The 20,977-nt window shown below is 68.2% G+C and carries 14 protein-coding genes; 7 read left to right on the top strand and 7 right to left on the bottom strand.

Annotated elements, in window-relative coordinates; all coding sequences use genetic code 11:
• Positions 1-163: 163 nt before the first annotated feature.
• The 3 genes from malA (at position 164) to BN984_RS15040 (ending at position 6,368) form a co-directional block, all read left to right on the top strand.
• Positions 164-2,197, top strand: a complete 2,034-nt coding sequence (malA, locus tag BN984_RS15050; RefSeq protein ID WP_275039352.1) for an alpha-amylase MalA — start codon at positions 164-166, stop codon at positions 2,195-2,197.
• A gap of 137 nt (positions 2,198-2,334) precedes the next feature.
• On the top strand, positions 2,335-4,788 hold the full coding sequence (gene gghA, locus BN984_RS15045; protein WP_049968548.1) for a glucosylglycerol hydrolase: 2,454 nt from the start codon (positions 2,335-2,337) through the stop codon (positions 4,786-4,788).
• Positions 4,789-5,069: 281 nt separating this feature from the next.
• Positions 5,070-6,368, top strand: coding sequence for an MFS transporter (locus tag BN984_RS15040; RefSeq protein WP_008093705.1), 1,299 nt, complete (start codon positions 5,070-5,072; stop codon positions 6,366-6,368).
• A gap of 129 nt (positions 6,369-6,497) precedes the next feature.
• On the opposite strand, the gene BN984_RS15035 is transcribed toward BN984_RS15040, so the two are convergent.
• The 6 genes from BN984_RS15035 to BN984_RS15010 all read right to left on the bottom strand — a co-directional run bounded on the left by BN984_RS15035 (position 6,498) and on the right by BN984_RS15010 (position 16,557).
• On the bottom strand, positions 6,498-8,840 hold the full coding sequence (locus BN984_RS15035) for a DUF7846 domain-containing protein (RefSeq protein ID WP_049968547.1): 2,343 nt from the start codon (positions 8,838-8,840) through the stop codon (positions 6,498-6,500).
• Positions 8,841-8,842: 2 nt separating this feature from the next.
• On the bottom strand, positions 8,843-10,015 hold the full coding sequence (locus BN984_RS15030) for an ABC transporter ATP-binding protein (RefSeq protein WP_049968546.1): 1,173 nt from the start codon (positions 10,013-10,015) through the stop codon (positions 8,843-8,845).
• Positions 10,005-11,600, bottom strand: coding sequence for an ABC transporter permease (locus tag BN984_RS15025; protein ID WP_008093702.1), 1,596 nt, complete (start codon positions 11,598-11,600; stop codon positions 10,005-10,007). The genes BN984_RS15030 and BN984_RS15025 overlap by 11 nt, the downstream gene beginning before the upstream one ends.
• Before the next feature lie 12 nt (positions 11,601-11,612).
• Positions 11,613-12,776 (bottom strand): iron ABC transporter substrate-binding protein, encoded by a 1,164-nt coding sequence (locus BN984_RS15020; protein ID WP_008093701.1) that lies wholly within the window; start codon positions 12,774-12,776, stop codon positions 11,613-11,615.
• Positions 12,777-12,920: 144 nt separating this feature from the next.
• Positions 12,921-14,078 (bottom strand): hypothetical protein, encoded by a 1,158-nt coding sequence (locus tag BN984_RS15015; protein ID WP_008093700.1) that lies wholly within the window; start codon positions 14,076-14,078, stop codon positions 12,921-12,923.
• Between the two features lie 127 nt (positions 14,079-14,205).
• Positions 14,206-16,557, bottom strand: coding sequence for a DEAD/DEAH box helicase (locus BN984_RS15010; protein ID WP_049968545.1), 2,352 nt, complete (start codon positions 16,555-16,557; stop codon positions 14,206-14,208).
• A 106-nt stretch (positions 16,558-16,663) separates the two neighbouring features.
• Here BN984_RS15010 and BN984_RS15005 point away from each other — a divergent pair, with 106 nt between their 5' ends.
• The 4 genes from BN984_RS15005 (at position 16,664) to BN984_RS14990 (ending at position 19,989) form a co-directional block, all read left to right on the top strand.
• Positions 16,664-17,095, top strand: coding sequence for a DCC1-like thiol-disulfide oxidoreductase family protein (locus BN984_RS15005; RefSeq protein WP_008093698.1), 432 nt, complete (start codon positions 16,664-16,666; stop codon positions 17,093-17,095).
• Between the two features lie 226 nt (positions 17,096-17,321).
• Positions 17,322-17,759: a GIY-YIG nuclease family protein gene (locus BN984_RS15000; RefSeq protein ID WP_049968638.1), complete on the top strand. Its 438-nt coding sequence runs from the start codon at positions 17,322-17,324 to the stop codon at positions 17,757-17,759.
• A 234-nt stretch (positions 17,760-17,993) separates the two neighbouring features.
• A complete protein-coding gene (locus BN984_RS14995) occupies positions 17,994-18,782 on the top strand; it encodes a helix-turn-helix transcriptional regulator (RefSeq protein WP_008093695.1) in 789 nt (262 codons plus the stop codon).
• A 70-nt stretch (positions 18,783-18,852) separates the two neighbouring features.
• On the top strand, positions 18,853-19,989 hold the full coding sequence (locus BN984_RS14990) for a pyridoxal phosphate-dependent aminotransferase (RefSeq protein WP_008093693.1): 1,137 nt from the start codon (positions 18,853-18,855) through the stop codon (positions 19,987-19,989).
• A gap of 44 nt (positions 19,990-20,033) precedes the next feature.
• Here BN984_RS14990 and BN984_RS14985 read toward each other — a convergent pair whose 3' ends face one another.
• Positions 20,034-20,822 carry a CBS domain-containing protein gene (locus BN984_RS14985; protein WP_008093691.1) on the bottom strand — a complete coding sequence of 263 codons (789 nt, stop codon included), beginning with the start codon at positions 20,820-20,822 and terminating at the stop codon, positions 20,034-20,036.
• Positions 20,823-20,977 lie beyond the last annotated feature (155 nt).

The following is a 20,977-nucleotide window of genomic DNA, read 5'->3' as shown; positions in this document are numbered from 1 at the left end:
AGGGTCTCGAACCATAAGTATTGGCCGCCCATCTTCCATCATTTATGCCTGCAAACCGACGAATTCGGGGGACGCCGAGGCGACTCGGTAGAACCCGTCTCCAACCGGAACCTCGGGTCCATCAGGGGTAAACTCAAAGTCACCCGGCACGTTGATTGTGAGTATGCAACACCCAGGACCGCCGCAGTTCATGGCTGTCGGCGAGTCAGTACAACTCGCACCTCGCGACCCCGACCCCGACGCCGACTACTCGTGGCGGGTTCGGAGCGCGCCGGTCGCCAGCAGTCTCGAACTCGACGAAGACACCGCAGTCGTACAGTTCACGCCCGACGCGGCCGGCCGCTACGTCGTCGAACTCGACGCGCCCGACGCGACGCACACGCTCACCGTCCGGGTCTTCCCCGGTTCCTACCTGCCCGCCGGCTCCGTCAGGAGCGGCGCGAGCGGGATGAGCGGGATGAGCGGCTACAGCGGACAGAGCGGCTCCGCACGCCCGACTGGGTTCAGCGGCGGCGCGTCCGGCTCCGGAAGCGGTGCCGGCGACGCCCAGCGGGGACGGGGAGGTCGGCCGCGCATCAGGCTCGACGCGACCGTCGAAGACGGCGTCGTCGTCGTCCGCGCGGACCCGCAACCGAACCCCGACAGCGACACCGGCCGCGACGACCTCGTGGTCGAGTTCGTCGTCGACGACCGCGACGAGATCGACGACGCGGCCGTCGAGACCGACGGCTGGGAACTCCGGGTCCCGCTTTCGGCGGTCGGCGACCGACTCCGCGTCCACGCGGTCGCCCTCGACGAGACGTACAGCGTGCCCGACACCGTCACCGTCGAGCGCGAGGCCGTCGCCGACGGCGGATTCGCCGAGACGGAGACAGAAGCGGTCCAGACCGACGTAACCGGCCACGCAGACGGCTCCGGTGCGGGAAGCGCGTCCGTCTCCCGCCCCAACGACCCGCCGCAGTGGGCACAGGAGGTGACGCTCTACGAAATTTACGTCCGCGGCTACGCCTCCGATGTCGAGGGCGTCGACAACACCTTCGAGGCGCTCGAAACCAGACTCGACTACCTCGAATCGCTCGGCGTCGACTGCCTGTGGCTCACGCCCGTCCTCCAGAACGACCACGCGCCCCACGGCTACAACATCGTTGACTTCTACGACATTGCGGAGGACCTCGGCACCCGCGAGGACTACGAACAGTTCGTCGAGGCCGCTCACGACCGCGGCATGAAGGTGCTTTTCGACCTCGTGCTCAACCACTCCGCCCGCGCCCACCCGTTCTTCGAAGACGCCTACAAGAACCCCGACTCGGAGTACTACGACTGGTACGAGTGGCAGGAGAGCGGCGAGCCGGGCACCTACTTCGACTGGGAGTACATCGCCAACTTCGACCACCGGAACCTCGAAGTCCGGCGCTACCTGCTCGACGCGGTGGACATGTGGGCCGAGGTGGTCGACGGCTTTCGCTGCGACATGGCGTGGGCCGTCCCCGACACGTTCTGGCAGGAGATTCGCGACCGCGTGAAGGCGAAAGACCCCGAGTTCCTGCTTCTGGACGAGACCATCCCGTACATCGCCGACTTCCACGAGGGCATGTTCGACATGCACTTCGACACGACGCTGTACTTCACGCTCCGGCAGGTCGGCCGCGGCGACGAGCCCGCCGAACGGATTCTCGATGCCATCGAACAGCGCACGCAGGTCGGCTTCCCCGACCACGCGGCGTTCATGCTCTACCTCGAAAACCACGACGAGACGCGCTACATCGTCGAGTGCGGCGAGGACGAGGCGCTGGCCGCCGCGGGCGCGCTCTTTACGCTCCCCGGCGTGCCGATGGTCTACGGCGGACAGGAAATCGGCCAGCGCGGCCGTCGGGACGCCCTCGCGTGGGACCACGCCCGCGACGACATCCGCGAGCACTACGAGCGACTCATCGAACTCCGCGACGAGACGCCCGCGCTCCGGTACGACGGGACGTTCCGCCGCATCGACTACGAGGCCGACTCCGACCGCGCGGTCGCGTTCGTCCGCGACCACGACGACGGCTCGTACCTCTGTGCGCTCAACTTCGCACCCGGTTCGACCACGGTCGACGTCGGCGACCTCGCGGTCGACGCGACCGACGTCATCTCCGGTGACTCCGTCGCCGCCGAGGGCGGTATCCGCGTCGATGACGTGGTCGTCTGCCCGCTCGCGTAACGTCTCTCGCCCCGTTTTTCGACCGTCTCGAATCCCGGATTTCCCATCTCGCGTCCCGGTTCCCGCCCATCGTTCGGTCGCCGCTCCCGCTTCAACTCCACCTCTGCCTCCGTTCGGCCCGACCAGCCCGATTCACCATGAGCACGAACTCCCCCACCCCGACCCTGCACGCCGACCGAACCGACGTCCTCGCCTCGTGGCACGAGGCGGTCGTCGAGAGCAACGACGACGACTTCTCGGCCGCCAAGGCGCTGACGACGAAACTCGGCGCGCACGTTCACGACGGTGTCGTCGAGTTCGGTTTCTGGACGCCGGACCTCGTCGAGGCCGGCGTCTCCGAGGCCGCGGTCGAACTGGAACTCCTGACGCCGCCGGCCGACCTCGACCCCGGCGAGACCGACCAGCGGCGCGTGGCGTTCGACCGCCACCGCGTCCCGATGCGCCGGGTCGGCGAGTACCACTGGGCGGCCGTCGAGGGCGTTCGCGCCGGCACTCGCGACACCCTCGGCGCGCTCTACCGACTCGTCTACGAGGGCGACGACGGCGAGGAGCGAACGGTTCAGGACCCCGTCGCGTACTCGGTCCCGTTCGGGGCGTTCGCGCCCGCCGAGGTGTACGACCTCGACAGGCTGGACGAGACCCGCGCCGACCGCGACTACTTCGAGGCGCTCGGGACCGACGACGAGCGGGTCGCCACGACCGAGGACAGCGGCCTCCCGCGCATCGACCCCGCGACGAGCATGCTCGAAATTCACCCTGGAACCGCCACGGCGCGCGGGTCGCTCGCCGGCCTCGCCGAGGTGTACGAGGGAATCGCCGCGAAACAGCGCGCCGGCGACGACCTCGTCCCGTGGGAGCGCGCCTTCGCCGGCTACGACGGGATTCAGCTGATGCCCGTCGAGCCGCTGACCGAGAACGAGGAGGAACACGACTTCTGGAGCGTCGCCGACGACTCGGCCGCCGAGGCGACGGTCGACGTCGCCCGTCCCGAACTGATAAACTGGGGCTACGACATCGTCGTCAGCGCCTTTTCCGCGCCGAACCCGGCGGTCCTCGAGACCGGCCGTCCGGACGAACTGGTTGACTTCATCGCCGCGTGCCACGACCTCCCGCGACCGATAAAGGTCGTCTTCGACATCGCGCTCGGGCACGCCGACAACCGCGGCGCGGAACTCCTCTCGGACCGGTACGTCCTCGGTCCGGGGATGTACGGCAAGCACCTCGACTACACGGAACCGACCGCGCGCGCCGTCTTCTTGGAGATGCAGCGGCGCAAGATGGACTTCGGTGCCGACGGCATCCGCGTCGACGGCGCGCAGGACTTCACCTCCCACGACCCTGAGACGGGCGAAATGTACCACGACGACGACTTCCTCGCGGAGATGGACCGCGTGACCCAGGAGGTCGCCGGCACGGAGTACCGGCCGTGGATGATTTACGAGGACGGGCGGCCGTGGCCGCGGGAGGACTGGGAACTCGCCTCCTCGTACCGCGCGCTCATCGAGCAACATCCCCACTCGTTCCAGTGGTCGCCCATCACCTTCGCGCACAACACCCCCGCGCTCCTCACCTTCTGGGCGACGAAGTGGTGGCGCGTCCGCGAGGTCGGCGAGTTCGGCGGCAACTGGCTGACGGGCGTCGCCAACCACGACACCGTCCGCCGCGGGACCCAAATCGACCCGACGGTCGAGTTCAACCAGTCGCCGGTCAACCCCTACCTCGGCGACGATTACCCGGAGACGCTGGACGAGGCGTACGACAACGCCGCGTCGTCGATGCTGTTTCACTGCTTCCTGCCGGGCGTCCCGATGGACTTCGTCCACGCGAACATGCGCGCACCGTGGGGCTTCGTCCGCGACACCGACCCGACGTGGAACGTCAAGGTCGTCTCCGACGAGTCGAAGTTCTGCTACTGGCAGGTGCGCGACGAGGACTTCGAGGACGACCGCTTCTTCCGGCGCGTGAAGGGCCTCGGCTTCGATTCCCGCGAGGAACTGTTGACCTTCATGAACGCCCTCTCCTCGGCGGTCGGCGCGACCGACTACGACCTCGACGTGATGGCGGCTATGCTCTCGGCGATGGACCAACCGCTCGGCGACGACCTCTCGGCCGCGGACCTCGAAGCATACGGCGACGCGTGGATGCGCGACGTGCACGACTTCGCGAACCTCGACCACTGGCGCGACGAACAGGACGACGAGCGGACCGCCTTCCGCCTCGAAACCCGCGAGTTCCGCCACGACCGCCCGTGGCTCATCGCCGACCTCGACGACGACGACTACTTCGCCTACCGCCACCCGACCGACGGGACGGTCCTCTACTACGGCTTCCGGACCGCCCCGGACGAGGGTGATAGAGAGCAGTTGCTCTTCGCCGCCAATATGGAGGGCGTCCCCGTCGAGGTGTCGCCAGCGAGGCTCGCCGACGACGCCGCCGAAGACGAGAACGCGCCCGCGATTCCGACCGACGGCTGGGAGCCGGCGTTAGTCGCTCCCGGCGTCGAGGAACCCGACGACTCGACCGCCCCGTCCGACCCGCTCGCGGTCGCACTCGCCAACGGGGCGGCCGTCGTCTGGCGTCGCGACCCGTAACGACCGACGAGAACTCACCACCAGATTCATATTCTCAGAGTGTTTTTGGACGTATGTCCACAGTACAACTCGGTATATTATCGAATAATATTGGTAATATTGTTTCTATCTGGTCCAGTTCTCTAAACATTCGATAAGTGTTTATGGGACATTGTGGGCAGAGTTTTTCAATTAGAACTCTGTGCTATCCGCTACATGATGTCCAAATCAATGCAAGAAAAAGGTAGAATAATACACGATTGTGCTACTGTGTCGGGGGTGGGCGTATGGGTCTCGTAAAGATGACCAAGTGGCGGACGCTGCTTCTCGCCACTATCGGGTTCAACTTCTCCTTCCTCATCTGGTTCTCGTTCGCGCCCTTCACGGGGCCGATGGCGGAGGAGTTCGGGCTCTCGCTCGCGGAAATCGGTATCTTGGCGAGCGCGGCAATCTGGCTCGCGCCCTTCGGCCGCATCCTCACCGGCTGGCTCTCCGATAAGTTCGGCGCGCCGGTGGTGTTCGCTATCGTCCTCGGCTACGTCGGGGTGTTCTCGATGGCGAGCGCCTTCGCCGAGAGCTACACCGTGTTCTTCATCGAACGCCTCATCGTCGCCACGGCGGGCATCACGTTCGTCATCGGCATCCAGCACGTCTCCGAGTGGTTCGAAGAGGAGAACCTCGGCATGGCCGAGGGAATCTACGCCGGCGTCGGGAACGCCGGTGCCGCCGGCGGTGCGCTCATCCTGCCCCGCGTGTTCGGCGCGGACTGGAGCGGGCCGCTCTTCCAGAGCAACTGGCGGGCGGCGTTCTTCTACACCGGTATCGTCTCGATTCTGCTCGCGGTCGCCTACTACGTCCTCGGCGAGGCCGCGGCGACCGACGAGCGTCGGCAGGCGACCGCCGACAACGCGACGCTCAAGCAGTGGGTCCACACGGCCACCCGGTACGGGACCGTCGCGCTCGCGCTCGCTTACGTCATGAGCTTCGGCCTCGAACTCTCGATGAACGGCTGGCTCGCCACCTACTACCGCGAGGCGTTCAACACGAACAACCTCGTGCTCGCGAGCACGTTCGCGGCCACGTTCTCCATCGCGGCCGGCCTGCTCCGTCCCATCGGCGGCTACGTCAGCGACGTGCTGGCGCGCAGGGAGATGGACATCCTGCCCGTGTTCAAGGGCCGCTACCGCGAGCAGTGGACGTTCGTGTCGCTCTCGTTCATCATCGTCTCCATGCTCGCCATGACGCTCGCCGGTCTCTCCGGAGCCGTCCTCATCGCGGTGGCCGCCGGCTTCATGGTCGGCATGGCCTGCGCGTTCGCGGAAGGTGCCATCTTCGCACAGGTTCCGGCGATGTTCCCCAACAGCTCCGGGGCCGTCGCGGGCGTCGTCGGTGGTGTCGGTACCATCGGCGGCATCGCTTACCCGCTCGTCTACTCGTCGGTGCTCCTGCCGAACCTGCACGTCGGCTACGCGCTCGTCGCGGCGACGATGGTTCCCATCGTCCTCCTGAACGCGTGGGTCTACCGCCCGCACATCGCGAAGCGCGCGACTATCGACGGCTTCCTCGGCTCGTCGGGCGCGACCGGCCCGGCGGACGATTGAGTCGCCGACTGCGACGACCGCGACACGTCTGTCCGCGGCACCGACCGCGGACGAACCGAACGAACTCGAACCGAATCACGGTTTCATTTTTCACCCGACGCCAAGCGCCCGAGAGCCCCCGGCTCTCGCTCAGGCGACGCGCGCGTCAGTCTCGACCGAGACGCCGTCGAGGTAGTCGCCGTCGGGACCGACCCACTCGCCTTCGGTCCCACAGTCGGTGGTCAGCCGGCAGACGCGGGTCTCCGGCGGCCAGACGACGCGAACCTCGTCGCCGGAGCGCTCGACCGTCACGGTCTGTCGGTACGTGACCGTCTCGCCGAAGTCGCCGACGTAGGTCACCGCGAGGTCGACCTCGCTCGCGCCCGGCGGAATCGACAGCTGCTGGGGGCCGGCGGCGAGCGGGCGGTTCGTCACGGCCACGCCGTCGGGCGAGAACGACCACTCGACGGTCAGGCTCTCGGCCATCGCCGCGTCGTAGCGGGCGTAGCCCTCGTCGGTCTCGACGCGAATCGACACCGTGTTCGTCCCCTCGGGCGCGCCGAGCGTCGTCGTCGCGTCGACCCGCTCGCCCGACAGCACGTCGAGTCGGGTCAGTTCCGGCTCGACGGCGTCCACCGCTCCGGTCCACGTCCCTCGATAGGTGAACCGGTACGGGGTCCGATTCGTCGCGTCGAGGACCGCGAAGTCCTGTTCGGCCCCGTCGTCGATGGCGTACACCACCGGGCCGTCGAAGCCGGGGTCGTTGCGGAGTGTCTGGAAGGGATGAGCCGACCAGTCGCCGTAGGGGTCGGGGTGGAAGACGAGCGCCTTCGTCTCGTTGCCCGTCGCGGCCGAGTCACCACCGAGTCCGATGCCGCCACCGCTCCCGAGACCGCCGGTACCGACGCTTGGAACCGACGGCGTCAGCGGCGGGTGTTCGAAGCCGGCGTCGAGGAGCGGTTCGTAGGTCGCCGCAAGGTTCTCGGTTCGGAGTCGGTTCTCGTCGTAGGGCTCCCCGACCGCCCCGACCGTCACGCCGCCGGCGACGAGCGCCGAGACGAGGAGCACCGAGAAGACGACGCCCCGGGCCTCCGAGGCCGAAAAGCGGCGGTGGGCCAGCCGGCGGAGGAGGCGAGCGCCGGCGACGATTCCGGCCGCGCCGAACACCGCGAGCGGGACGAGCGCGTCGAAGTGATAGAACGGCCCGAGGAGGTCGATGAGACCGTTTCGAAGGCCGTTGTGCGTCCCCCAGAAGGCGGCGTTGCCGACGAACACCGAGGCGAACACGCCCGCGACGACGCAGGCGAGGGCGTCGTCTGAGAGTTCGGTGAAGGCGCGGTCGCGGCCGCCGAGGCCGTGGTGTCGTCGTCTCGCGCTCCCGCGGAGGTTCCGGCCGGTCTTGTGACCCCACCAGCGGTGGGTCGTGACGCCGAGGCCGAACATCGCGGCGACGGAGCCAAGCCAGCCCATCGGTCCCCAGCGCGTCACGAGCAGGTCGAGCGCTTCGATTGCGGTCTCAACCCCTCGTTCGGGCGTGTAGAAGACCTCGTAGCCGAGGATGGCCCGCTCGCCGAAGCCGATGCCGTCCCGCGGGGCGAAGGCGATGTAGGGGAACGTGAGCGGGTCGCCCGTCACGACGGCGTTGTAGGCGAGCGTCAGGCCGACGAACGCGAGTCCGGGGAGCGCGATGGCGGCGTACCGGCGGAAGACGACCCAGCCAGTCCCCGCGCGGCGGGCTGTCGCGAGCGCCCACAGCGAGTGGGCGATGAACGGCAGGGCGAACAGCACGGCGGTGTAGGGGCGGGCGAAGAACGCCGCGCCGACGAGCGCACCGGCGACGACGGCGTAGCCCGAGGAGTCGCGACGAGCGGCCCGGACGTAGCAGACGGCGAAGCCGAGGTTGAGCATCGTCGTCGGCGCGTACGCGAGGAACGTCGACGAAGTGAGCAGAAACAGCGGCGAGAGCCCGAGCAGCCCCGCCGCGACGACTCCGGTCGTCCGGTCGAACGCGTCGGCGGCGAGCGCGTAGACCAACGCGGCGGACATCGCGGCGATGGCTCCCAACACGAGGTTCGGAAGCCCGACCGCGAGACCGACCGCGAACAGCGCCGGCACGGCCGGCGAGTACTTCGAGTAGAGCTGGACGCCGCCGGGGGCGCTCGGCGTCTCCTGCACCACGAAGAACCACGGTCTGACGGCCTCCGTCAGCGGGCCGGGATAGAGGAACAGCTTGCCTTCGAGGAGCATCGCGGCCTGCGTGAGATAGACGCCCTCGTCGTCGTTGACGGTGTGGTACGGAAAGAGGTCGACCGCGAACCACGTCACGACGAGTCCGACGAGAAGCGAGACGCAGAGCGCTGCGAGTCGTCGACGCGTTCGCGTCCGGTCGATGTCGATGGTGAAGTCGACGTCGAACGCGAGCCCGCGGACCGCGGCTCGCATGCGCCCGACCAGCGGGAGGGAATCGCCCGTGTTCGAGTCTCGTCGACCCATCCTCAGTCCGAGTAGGGGCCGGTTTCGGGGCGCTGTTCGCGCGGGAACCACGAGAGCTCGTGGCCGGCGTCGAGCGTCACCTCGACGCAGCCGTCGGTCGGGACGGTCTCGTCGTGGTTGTGCATACACAGGAGGGTGTCGCCGCCGTGGAGTTCGACCTCGTAGAGGATGGTCGGCCCGAGGTAGCGCTTCCCGACGACTTTGCCGTGACCCTCGCCGCCGTCGCCGCAGGGGTGGGCCGACACGTCGTCCGGGCGGACGAGGATGTCGATGTCGGTGTCGTCGTACTCGGGCGCGAGGCCGTGTATCTGGTCGCGCGCGACCGACCCGAGTTCGGTCTCGACCACGCCGCCGGCGATGCGTCCCGGCAGGAACCCGGCGTAGCCGAGGAAGCCGGCGACGAAACGCGATTCGGGGTGCTGGAACACCTGTTCGGGCTCGCCCACCTGTTCGAGGTCGCCGTCGTTCATCACGGCCACGCGGTCGGAGATGGACATCGCCTCCTCCTGGTCGTGGGTGACGGAGACGGCCGTCACGCCGGCTTCCTTGAGGATGCGACGGACCTCCTCGCGCATCTGGACGCGGAGGTCCACGTCGAGGTTCGAGAAGGGCTCGTCGAGAAGCAGGATGGCGGGCTCCGGCGCGAGCGATCGGGCGAGGGCGACCCGCTGTTGCTGGCCGCCGGAGAGCTCGTCGGGGTAGCTGTCGCCTTGGGTTTCCAGTCCCACGAGGTCGAGGAGGTCGCGGACGCGCTCGTCGCGCTCGGCCTCGTCGAGGTCCTTCAGGCCGAAGGCGATGTTCTCGGCCGCGGTGAGGTGCGGGAACAGCGCGAACTCCTGGAAGACGACGCCGACGCCGCGCTCTTCGGGCGCGCGGAAGGTGCCGCCGCCGGAGACGACGTTTCCGTTCAGTCGGACCTCGCCGCCGTCGGGGCGGTCGAGCCCGGCGATGAGCCGGAGCGTCGTCGTCTTGCCGCACCCCGAGGGGCCGAGAAGCGTGAGGATTTCGCCCTCCTCGACGCCGAGCGAGAGGTCGGTGATGACCGACTCGGTCCCGTAGGACTTCGAGACGCCGTCGAGTTCGAGGACGCCGCCGGCGTCCGCGTCCTCGGCCTCGGAGCCGGTGGATTCTGTGCGGTTCGAGCGGTCGGTGGTCGTGAGTGTGCTATTTGACATCGTATCCCTCTTGGGTGATGATGACGAGCATCGAGAGCCCGGAGACGAAAAGCAGGATGAACGCGGGCACGACGGCCTGGCCGAAGTAGCCCTGCTCGTAGGCCGTCCAGATGTGCGTCACGAGCGTGCTGAACCCCGAGGGGCGCAGCAGGAGCGTCGCGGGCAGTTCCTTCATCGTGGTCAGGAAGACGAGCGCCGCGCCGCCGAACAGGCCGGGCGCGACGAGGGGAAGCGTCACGTGACGGAACGCTCCCGACGGGGTCTCCCCGAGCGTCCGCGCCGCCTCGGGGAGCGCGGGGTCGACCCGGAGGAACGACGCCCGGAGCGACCCGATGGCCTGCGGGAGAAAACGGATGACGTACGCGAACACGAGGAGATAGAGCGTCTGGTAGATGGGCGTCGCGTACGAGCTACCGAAGTAGACGAGCGCCAGCCCGAGGACGACGCCCGGCACCGCGTAGCCGACGTAGGTCGCGCGCTCGAAGACGGAACTGAGCCGCGAGGGGTGCCGGGCGGCGAGGTAGGCGACCGGCAGGCCGGCGAGCGTCGCCGCGCCCGCGGTCGCGGCCGCGACGAGGACCGAGTTGAGCGCGTACTCGGGCTGGAACGCGAGCGAGCCACTCGTCGCGGCGACCCCCTGCGCGAGCCACGTAAAGAGGATGCCGAGCGGGACGAGGAGCGCGACGGTGGCGACGAGCGCCGCGAAGCCGAGCGCCGGGTACTTCCACTTCCCGAGCGGCATCGGGCTTCCCGAGCGGCCGCCGGTCGTCGTGCGCTCGTCGCCGCGAATCTGCGATTCGAGGGTCAAGATGAGGAGCGTCACGGCGATGAGCTGGAGCGACAGGAGCGTCGCGGTGTCGCGGCCGAACGTCCCGAACTCCACGTAGATGACGCGGGTGAACGCGTCGAACTTCATGATGGCCGGCGTGCCGAAGTCCGAGAGGACGTACAGCGCCGTCAGGAGCGAGCCGGCGGCCACCGCCGGGCGAATCTGCGGGACCGTCACCCGTTTGAACGACTCCCAGCGGGTGTGGTTCAGGGTCCGCGCGGCGTCGATGAGCGTGGTGTCCATCGACTTGAGCGCGGCCCGGGTGGTGATGAACACGTACGGGTACGTGTAGAGCGTCAGCACCAAAACGGCACCGGGTAGTCCGTAGATTTCCGGGAGCGACTCGACGCCGAGCGGGGCCAAGAGCCGCTGGAACGCGCCCCGCGGGCCGAACGCCGAGACGAACGCGAACGCGCCGATGTAACTCGGGATGACGAGCGGCAGCGAGACGACGACGGTCCAAAAGCGTCTGAACGGCAGGTCTGTCCGGACGGTCAGGTACGCCAGCGGGACGCCCAGACCGATGCACGCGGCGGTGACGAGCGTGACGAGGACGGCGCTGTTCAGGAACACCTCGACGGTCGTCGGCCGAGTGACGAGCGCCAGCGCCTCGGCGAACCCCACCTCGAGCGCGGTCTTGACGAGCCACAACAGCGGGACGACGACGGCGGCGGCGACGGCCCCGCTGGCGACGGTCAGGCCGAGCGGTTGCTCGTCGTCTCCCCCACCGGTCCCCGTCTGCTGTTCGGTCGCCATGAGTGAGCTACCTCAGAGAACGCCCACCTCACGCAAGAGTTCCACGGTTCCTTCGAGGTCCGAAAGCTGCGTCAGGTCGAGGCCCTCCGGCGGGCTGAGTTCGTCGATGCCCGGCAGCTCGCCGATGGGGTCGACGCCCGAGACGAGGGGGTACTCGAAGGTCGTCCGCGCGAAGTAGTCCTGCGCTTCGGCCGACAGCAGGTGGCGAACGAAGTTGCTCGCCAGTTCGGAGTCGTCGGCGGTGTCGAGGACGAGCGCGCCCGCGACGTTGAAAATCGAGCCGGCGTCGCCCGCGGTGAAGGCGGTCGAAAGCGGCGCGTTCGGCCGCCCGGCGAGGATGCGCTGGATGTAGTAGTGGTTCGCGAAGCCCGCGCCGATTTCGCCGTCGGCGACGGCCTGCGAGACGAGGAACTCGTCGTTGTACTCCGTGACGCCGAGGTCCTGCATCCCCTGCAGCCACTCTCTCGTGGCCTCCTCGCCTTCGAGGACGCGCATCGCCGTGATGAACGCCTGGAACGAGGAGTACGTGGGTGCCCAGCCGATGTTGTCGCGGAACGCCTCCGTGTCCGGGAAGGCCATGATGTCGTCGGGAATCCCCGATTCGTCGAACTGGTCGGTGTTGAACGGGACGGTCCGGGCGCGACCGGAGGTTCCGGTCCACTGCCCGTCGGGGTCGTGGAACTCGTCGCGGACGAGGTCGAGCACCTCGCTCGGGAGGTCCTGGGTTCGACCGGCGTCCTTCAGCGCGCCGAGCGACCCGGCGTTGACCGAGAAGAACACGTCCGCGGGACTGTTCTGTCCCTCGGTCTGAATCTGGTTGACTAACTCGGTCGCCGAGTTGTACCGCGGGCGGATGGTGAAGTCGTCGTAGTACTCCTCGAAAAAGGAGATAAGTTCGCCGACGAGCGCCTTACCGCGGCCCGAGTAGAGCGTGAGTTCACCCGACAGGTCCGGCATCTCGGCAACGGACACGCCGCCGCTTATGTCGCGGTCGCCGAACGGGGAGCGCCCGGAACCGATCTGTTCGACCTCCCCGCCGGTACCGGACTCGGTCGTCGTCTCCGTCTCTTCGTCGCCGCCGGTACAGCCGGCGAGCGCGCCGACCCCGAGGGCCGCCGTCGTCGCGATGAACCGGCGACGACTGTGGCCGCGAAGCTCTCGGTCGCGTTCTTGCATACATTGATTTAGGTCTCCCTAAACCATTTATACCTGCCGATTCGTCGGGAAAATCGAGCAAATCGCCGGACAAAGAGACGATGGTCGGTCCGGCGACGCGCGGCGGCCGGTCAGCAGTCGGCCGGTTGGTCAGCCGTCGGTCAATCAGTCGTCAGCCGGCGCGGCGGCCCGCGGCGCGGCGAGGGCGTCGAGGCAGTCCAGCCAGTCGCGCATGTGCTCGCCGACGTAATTGAAGAAGTCGCCGTTGCGGTAGTCGGACCAGTCGCCGTCGGCGAGGGCGTCGGCCATCGCCTCGAAGACGCCGGCGTAGCTGTCGGCGTCGTCGCCGACCGCGTCGACGACCTCCCAGAGGTGCTCGTTGAGTTCGAGGCCCGGCACCTCGTTGTTGAGGTCGTCGAACGTCGGGCGGGCGGCCTTGTTGTGCTCGCAGAGCGGGTAGCCGGTGAGCACGTCCTTGCCGAGCACGTCGGCGGCGCGCTTGAGGAACACGCCCGACCAGATGTCGTCGAAGCGGCCGACCTCCCACTCGTTGTCGTCCATCGGGAGCTGGTAGAACGCCGGGATGACCTCGCGCTCGAACGCGAGGTTCATCGAGCAGACGGTGAGGTACTGCCCCTGTTCGGCCACGAAGTCGCCGTCGAAGTCGTCGAAGTCGGTCCGGGTCTGGGCCTGTCCCTCGAGGTCGCCGTCCATCAGGATGCGGACCGCGTCGAGGTCGGGGACGTTCGTCCACAGCCCCTGCGAGGCGACCACGTCGCGGAGTTCTCGCGTCCCGGTCTCGACCGTCTCGTCCATCGCCGAGTAGGGGTACCCGCGGGGGTACAGCCCGTGCTCGTCGGCGTTCTGGTAGAGGACGTTCACCCAGCGCTCGTCGCTCGACACCGACTCCACCTCGTCGGTGCGGTCGAGGTTCGCCATGTGGCGGCCGAAGAAGTCCCACTCGTCGTGCGGGAGGGTGTCGTCGTCGATGAAGACGCCGTAGTCGAACTCGGGGTGCGCCCACATGTACAGCAGGCCGAAACTCGTCTGGGCGTGGCTGGCCGCCGGGACGAGATGCGAGTACTCCGAGACGTCGTGTTCGTCGTACCACTCCTCGCGGGCGGCCCCGTCGAAGACCGCGCCCGAAACGCCCTCGTCGTCCAGCATCGACTCCATTCCCTCGGCGTCGCAGAAGTCCTCCGTGACGAGGAGGACGAAGAGCCGGTCGAGGTCGAACCCGTGTTCGCGCGCGTTGTCGAAGTACGACCGCATGCACTCGTACTCCCGAATGGTCGGGACGACCACGCAGATGTCCGCGTTCATTGCTCCTATGAATTTAGGCTTCCCAAAAATAGCTGTTGGTTCCGAATAGCGGGCCTGAAATGGCGATGTAGTGATAATTAGTTCGGCGGGTCGGCGAGGGCGGGCGATTCACGCCCGTCTCGCTGCTTCAGGCCCGCGTTCCCGCCAGCGACTCCAACAGCAGGACCGCCGTATCCTTCGCCAGCGGGTCGTTCGCGTTCCCGCACTGCGGCGACTGCACGCAGGAGGGACAGCCGTCCTCGCAGTCACAGTCGGAAATCAGTTCGGCGGTCTGTCGCATCAGTCCCTCGGCGATGTCGTAGCCGGCGCGCGTGATACCGACCCCGCCGGGGTGGCCGTCGTAGATGAAGATTGTCGATTGGTCGGTGTGGCTGTGGTACGGCGTCGAGAGCCCGCCGATGTCGCCGCGGTCACAGAGGAGCCGGAGCGGAAACAGCGAAATCATCCCGTGTTCCGCGGCGTGGATGCCGCCGTTGAAGCCGTAGTCGCGCCCCTCCGCGCGGTCGCTCGATAGCTCCCGCATCTCCGCTTCCACGTCGCCGGGGACGGTGAAATACAGCGCCTTCGTTCGCAGGCTCGTCTCCGGCAGGTCGAGCAGTTGCTGGCCGATGGTCGTCCCGCGCTTCGGGTCGCGACGCTCGAACCCCGTAATCTGCTTGCGCATCGTCACCTCGGCGAACCGGACCTCCACGTCGGACCGCGTCGACAGCGGCTTCGACAGGATGTCCCGTTCGACCGTGATGTGCTTGTCGTGGAGGACGCGGGTGTAGTAGTCCGCCCACGTCGGCTGGAGTCGTGCCACGTCGCGGTCCAAATCGAGCTCCGCGACCTCGTACGTCTGTCCCTGATGGTGGTAGACCGCGCCGGGATGGGCGTCTCGAAGCGCGTCGTCGAACGCCAGCGTGGCGATGGTCTCGTCGTTCCGCGAGTCCATCAGTTGGACCTCGCGGTCGGTGATGGTCCGGAGGCTCATCGCGTGCTGCGGGCTCTCGCTTCCGTCGTGGGTCCACCGGAGCCCCTCGTCCGTCTCCCGGCGCGCCAGCGTTCCGTCGGCTTCGAGGCCCGAGACGACGCCGGGGAACGACCCGCCGAAGTACGACTCGTCGCCGGTCGAGAGCCAGTTCTCGGCGGCGGCGCAGGCGACGTGCGAGGGGAGCAGGTGGTCGTTTTCCGGGTCCGAGACGGCCCGCTCGGGGTCGCCGTCGAAGAACTCCGCGGGGTGGTTCAGCAGGTACTGGTCGAGTTGGTCTTCGCCGCCGACGAGGACGACCAAGGCGGGCCTATCGCCGCGACCCGCCCGTCCGGCCTGTTGCCACGCGGACATCCGCGTGCCGGGGTAGCCGTCGATGAGCACCACGTCGAGCCCGCCCACGTCGACGCCGAGTTCGAGCGCGTTGGTGCTCCAGACGCCCGTGATGTCGCCGTCGTGCAGGCCGGCTTCTATCTCCCGCCGCCGGTCGTGAGTCAGGGAGGCCTGATACGCCGCGATTTCCCCCGCGAGCGCGTGTTCGCCGCGGCTTCTGAGGTCGCTCGCGCTCTCGGAGGCGTACCGTTCGGCCGCCTGTCGGGCGCGGGTGAACGCCAGCGTCTGGTGGCCGCGGGCGACGAGGTCGACGAAGAGGTTCTTGGTCTCGACGTGGCCCGAGCGCCGCCGCCCCGACCCGCCGGCCTCGGGGTTCTCGTACTCCGGCGGGTTCCACAGGAGCCAGTTGGTCTCGCCGGTCCCGCTCGTGTCCTCGTCGACGAGCGCGAAGGTGTCCTCCCGCTCGCCCGTGATGCGCGCGGCGTGCTCGACGGGGTTGCCGATAGTGGCCGAACAGCAGACGAACTGCGGGTCGGAGCCGAACCGCTCGCAGACGCGCTTGAGCCGACGGAGGAGCAGCGCGACGTGGCTCCCGAACACCCCGCGATAGCCGTGGACCTCGTCGATGACGACCGTCTCCAGCGAGGAGAAGAACCACTCCCACAGCCGACGGGCGTGCGGGAGAAGCGCGTAGTGAACCATGTCGGGATTCGAAAGTAGGACCGTCGGCATCCGCTTTCTGACCTCGCGCTTTTCGGACTTCGACAGCCGGCCGGTGTACTGGTCGACCGAGACGCGGCTGCCGAAGCCGAGGCCGCGAGCGAGGTCCGACAGCGTGTCGAGTTGGTCGGCGACGAGCGCGTTCTGCGGGCCGAGATAGAGCGTCCGGCCGCCGTGGTCCATCGCCCGCTCGAACGCCGGCACCGTGTACGCGAGGCTCTTGCCGCTGGCGGTCCGCGTCGCCAAGACGACGTTGTTCCCGTCGCGGACCGCCTCGACCGCCTCGGCCTGATGGCGGTAGAGTCGGTCGATGCCGCGGTCTTCGAGGGTCGACGCCAGTCGCGGTTCGAGGTCCACGTCGACGAAGGCGGGCTCGCGCGCTTCGAACCGGCGGTGAGACCGAATCTGCCCCTCGTAGTACGGTCTGGTCCGGAGCCACTCGATGAGGTCGTCCACACGCCTACTGCGGACGTGGCCGCCCTAACGCTGTCGCAGTTCTGAGGTGGTAGCACGAGCCACGGTAGCCGCGCCGTTTTTGTTCTTCGCGTCCCGACGGAAGCGCATGAACGAATCCGCGGACGCCGTCCTCATCTACGACGGTGAGTGCGCCTACTGCTCGGTCGCCGCGTCGGCGCTGAAGCGCCTCGACGACGTGGAAGCGATTTCGTGGTACGACGACGCGGCGCAGGCGTTCCTCGACGCCCAGTTCGCGGACGTGCCGTTCGCCATGGTCCTCGTCGACCGGCGGGAGAGCCGCGTCTACGCCGGCCGCGCCGCCGCGAAGGAACTCACCGACCGGGCCGGGATGCCCGGCCTCCTCGGCAGTCTCGTCCGCGACAACTACGACAGAATAGCGAAGGTCGTCGGCGCCGCCAGCGGTCGCGGCCGCGACCCCGACGACGTCCACAGCGTCTACGACCTCGACGCCGACGCGGCCGAGCTGTTTTCGTCCCTCCTCGACAACGCCGAACCGCGACCCGCCGAGCTTTCGTAGTCGGGGCGACGCACTCCGACCGATGACCGGCCCGAAGAACTCGACCGACGACGACCCGAGGAACTCGACCGACGACGACCCGAGGAACTCGACCGACGACGACCCGAGGAACTCGACCGACGACGACCCGAGGAACTCGACCGACGACGACCCGAGGAACTCGACCGACGAGAATCCGACAGTCCACACGCTCGACCCCGCCGTCCTCGGCACCGACGACGACCCGCTGGCCCTCGGTTCTCGGTCGCCCGCCGGAACGTACGCGCTGGTCTTCGACGCGCCCGCGGCGACCATCGACGTCGGCGCGTTGGGCGAGCACCGCGTTTCCGCCGGTGCCTACGTCTACGTCGGGAGCGCGTTCGGAACGGGCGGATTGCGACGCGTCCTCCGCCATCGGCGCGTCGCGGCCGGCGACCACGACGCTCGCCATTGGCACGTCGACTACCTCGGCGGCCATCCGGCCGTCGAACTCGCGCGCGTCGTCTGCGTTACCGACCGCGACGTGGAGTGCGCGGTCGCGACCGAACTCGCGTCCTCGCTCGGTTCGACCCCAATCGAGGGCTTCGGCTCGTCGGACTGTTCGTGCGACGCGCACCTCGCGCGCGGTGACTCGGTCGAGACGGCGACACCGCTCGTCGAAGCAGCATTTCGAAGCAAAATGTGAAGGGGGATGTCTCCCCCCTCTGACGCCCGAACCGGACCGGGCACCCCGGTTCGGACGAAAAGCCGGTTGTCAGAGGCACCCCGGCATACCCTCATACTGCTGCTACACGCTTTACTTCACCCATCGCATCACTCAGTCATACCGTGACTTGGCATATATAAATACGATGTTTCTTTATATTCTTGTGGCCGATTCTCCTGTTCTTTAAGTAGTACGACGTTCATGTAGCTCGACATGGTTCGGTCCGAGGCTGACGAGGTGTTCGACGTGCTCGCGTCGCGGGCTGACGTGCTCGAGGCCGTCGTTCGCCAGCCTCGGACCACCGCGGAACTCGTGAGCGGGCTCCCAGTGTCGCGCTCGACCGTCGACCGCGGCCTCCGCGAGTTAGAGCGCGCGGGCTTCGTCGAGACGAGCGACCGCGTCCACCGCCCGACGCTCGCCGGGCGAATGGCGCTCGACACGTACTCGAACTTCGTCGAGTGTTTGGACGACATCGACGCGGCCGCCGCAGTGCTCGACTCGCTCGATTCGGACGCGCCGCTCGCGCCGGTCTTCCTCGACGGCTGCGAGGTCGTCGCCACCGATGACGGCCTCGGCCCCGTGCTCTCGAAGCTCACGTCCTTCGTCGAGGGCTCGACGTCGATACGCGGCCTCGTCCGCGGGGCGCTTCCCTCGCAGGTCGACGCCTACCACCGGGCGGTCGTCGAAGACGGCACCCCGGTCGACCTCGTCGCCACCGACGACGTGGTCCAACGGCTCGTCACCGCCTATCGGCCGCAGCTCGCCGAGGCGTGGTCGGTCAGCTCCTTTTCGCTCCGGTCGGTCGAATCGCTTCCCTACAGTCTCGTCGTCTCCGACCTCCCGGACGGCCCCGTCGCGTTCCTGGTCGCGTACTCCGAACGCGGCCTCGCGGGCGTCGTCTACAACGATTCGCCCGCGGCGGTCGCGTGGGCCAGAGAGCGCATCGAAGACTGTCGGGCGGACGCCTCGTCGCTCCCCCGACCGCCGGTCGACGGGGGCTGACGACCCCGCGGCCGCGGCCGATGTCCGCGAGACCCCAACGACTTACGGGAGCCACCGCGAAGGAGTCCCAATGACGACGACGTTCCCCGAAATCCCCTATCTGGAGTGGATTGTCGACCGGGCGGACGAGGCCGCCCACGACCTCGCGACGAGCGACCTCGGGTCGTCCCGGCGCGGCGACGACCTCGTCCCGCCGGTTCTCTCCGGTCGCTCGGACCCCGAGGACGCGACGCTCGCCGGCCAGCTCGCGGCGCGCTACGGCGTCTCCGAGTCGTCGGTCCTCGTCACCGCGGGCGCGACGAACGCGAACTTCCTCGCCGCCTGCGCGCTCCTCGGCCTCGCGACCGGCGAGGAAGACGCCGAAGAAGAAGACGACGAGCCTGACGCCTCGCGCCCGCAGGTGCTCGTCGAAAAGCCCGGCTACCAGCCGCTCGTGGCTACGTCCGAAGCGCTCGGCGCGCGCGTCGACCGCTTCGTCCGCCCGCCCGAGTACGACTACGAACTCGAACCCCACCGCCTCGACGGGGCCTCGACCGACGCCTTCGCCTACGCCATCGTCACCAACCGCCACAACCCGTCCGGCAAACTCACGCCGCGCGCCGAACTCGCCGAGGTCGCGTCGGCCGCGGCCGACGCCGGTGGCTACCTCCTCGTCGACGAGGTGTACGCGCCCTTCGTCGACCCGGCCGCCGACGGTCCCTTCGGAGGTATCACGGCGTCGGGCCTCGACAACACCGTCGTCACCGGGTCGCTGACGAAGTTCTACGGCCTCGGTGGGCTCCGAGTCGGCTGGATTATCGGCCCCGAAGAAGTCGTCTCCCGCGCCCGCTCGGCGTCGATGTACCTCCCCGCGGTCGCCGAGCCGAGCACTACACTCGCCCGGCGCGCGCTCCACCACGGCGACGAGATAGAGGCCGCCGCCCGCGAACACCTCTCGGCGAACCACGACCTCCTCGCCACGTTCGTCGCCGAGCGCGACGAACTCGACGGCCGCATCCACGCCGGCGGGACGTTCGCCTTCCTCGACCACGTCTCCGCCGACGGCGACGCGGTCGCCGACGCCGCGTGGGACCGCGGCGTGCTCGTCGTCCCCGGTCGCTTCTTCGACGCGCCGGAGTCGTTCCGCATCTCCCTCGGCGGCGACCCCGAGGCGATGGAAGCCGGACTCGCCGCCTTCGGCGACGCGCTCGACGACCTCGCCGAGTAACTCGGCCACCGCTCCGACTCGTACCTCCCGGCGGCGCTTCCGGTCTACTGCTCGGTCTTCTCGATGAGCGGGTGCTGGAGGTAGTCGTTGACCTCCACGTCCGCGAGCGACTGGAGGCCCCCGACGCGGGCCATCCTCCGCAGGCCCAGTTCGTCGACCTCTTCCGGGGAGACCGAAAGGACGTGCGCGAGCATCCGGTCGATATCGAGGCGTCTCGCCGCCATCGCCCGGTGGTGGCCGTCGACGAGGAGCGTCTCGGCTCCGTGGGAGACGACGATGAGCGGCTCCGCGAGACCGTTCTGGAGTTCGTACTTCCGGCCTTCGAGTTCGTCGCCGTACACCTCTCGCTGAGTCGGAATCAGCGAGTCCACCTCGACTTCGCGCTCGGCGACACTGATTGACGCGTCGTGGGTCCGTTCGAGCATCTCGCGGGTGCTCTGGACCTTGGAGGGCGTCGTCCGCTCGATTTGGCTCCGCACCGCGTCGCCGTTCGAAAAGAGGCCGAGCAGCACCCGGTCGTCGTCGACAACGGGGAGGAACTGGTGGCCGGTGCGGAAGATGACGCGCGCGGCGTTCTTCACCGTCATCTCCGGGCGGACGACCACGAGGTCGCGGCTCATCACCGACTCGACCCGCACGTCGCCGTTGACCTCCAAGAGGTCTATCGCGCCGACGAACCCGAGGAGGTGGTCGTCGCCGTCGACGACCGGGAGGCCGCCGTACTGCGGGCCGGCCTTGAGTCGGTCGACCACGTCGGTGACCCACGCGTCGGGCCCGACGGTCTCCACGTCGGTCGTCATGTACGCGTCGACGCGAACGTCGTCGAGTTCCATCGGTGTCATTGGTGGTTCACTCGCATCTCGGTCGTCCCGCGGTTGACCGCGGAGCGCCCTAAACGTATCTGCGACGAAAAACGAGGTGGGACGACGACCGGCGTCGCGTCCGAGTCGGGCCCGCGATGCGCGCCGTCGGAGCGCCGCCGCGGCGT

This window comes from Haloferax prahovense (assembly GCF_000723845.1).
Lineage (GTDB): Archaea > Halobacteriota > Halobacteria > Halobacteriales > Haloferacaceae > Haloferax > Haloferax prahovense.
This window is presented reverse-complemented; position numbering and strand designations above follow the sequence as displayed.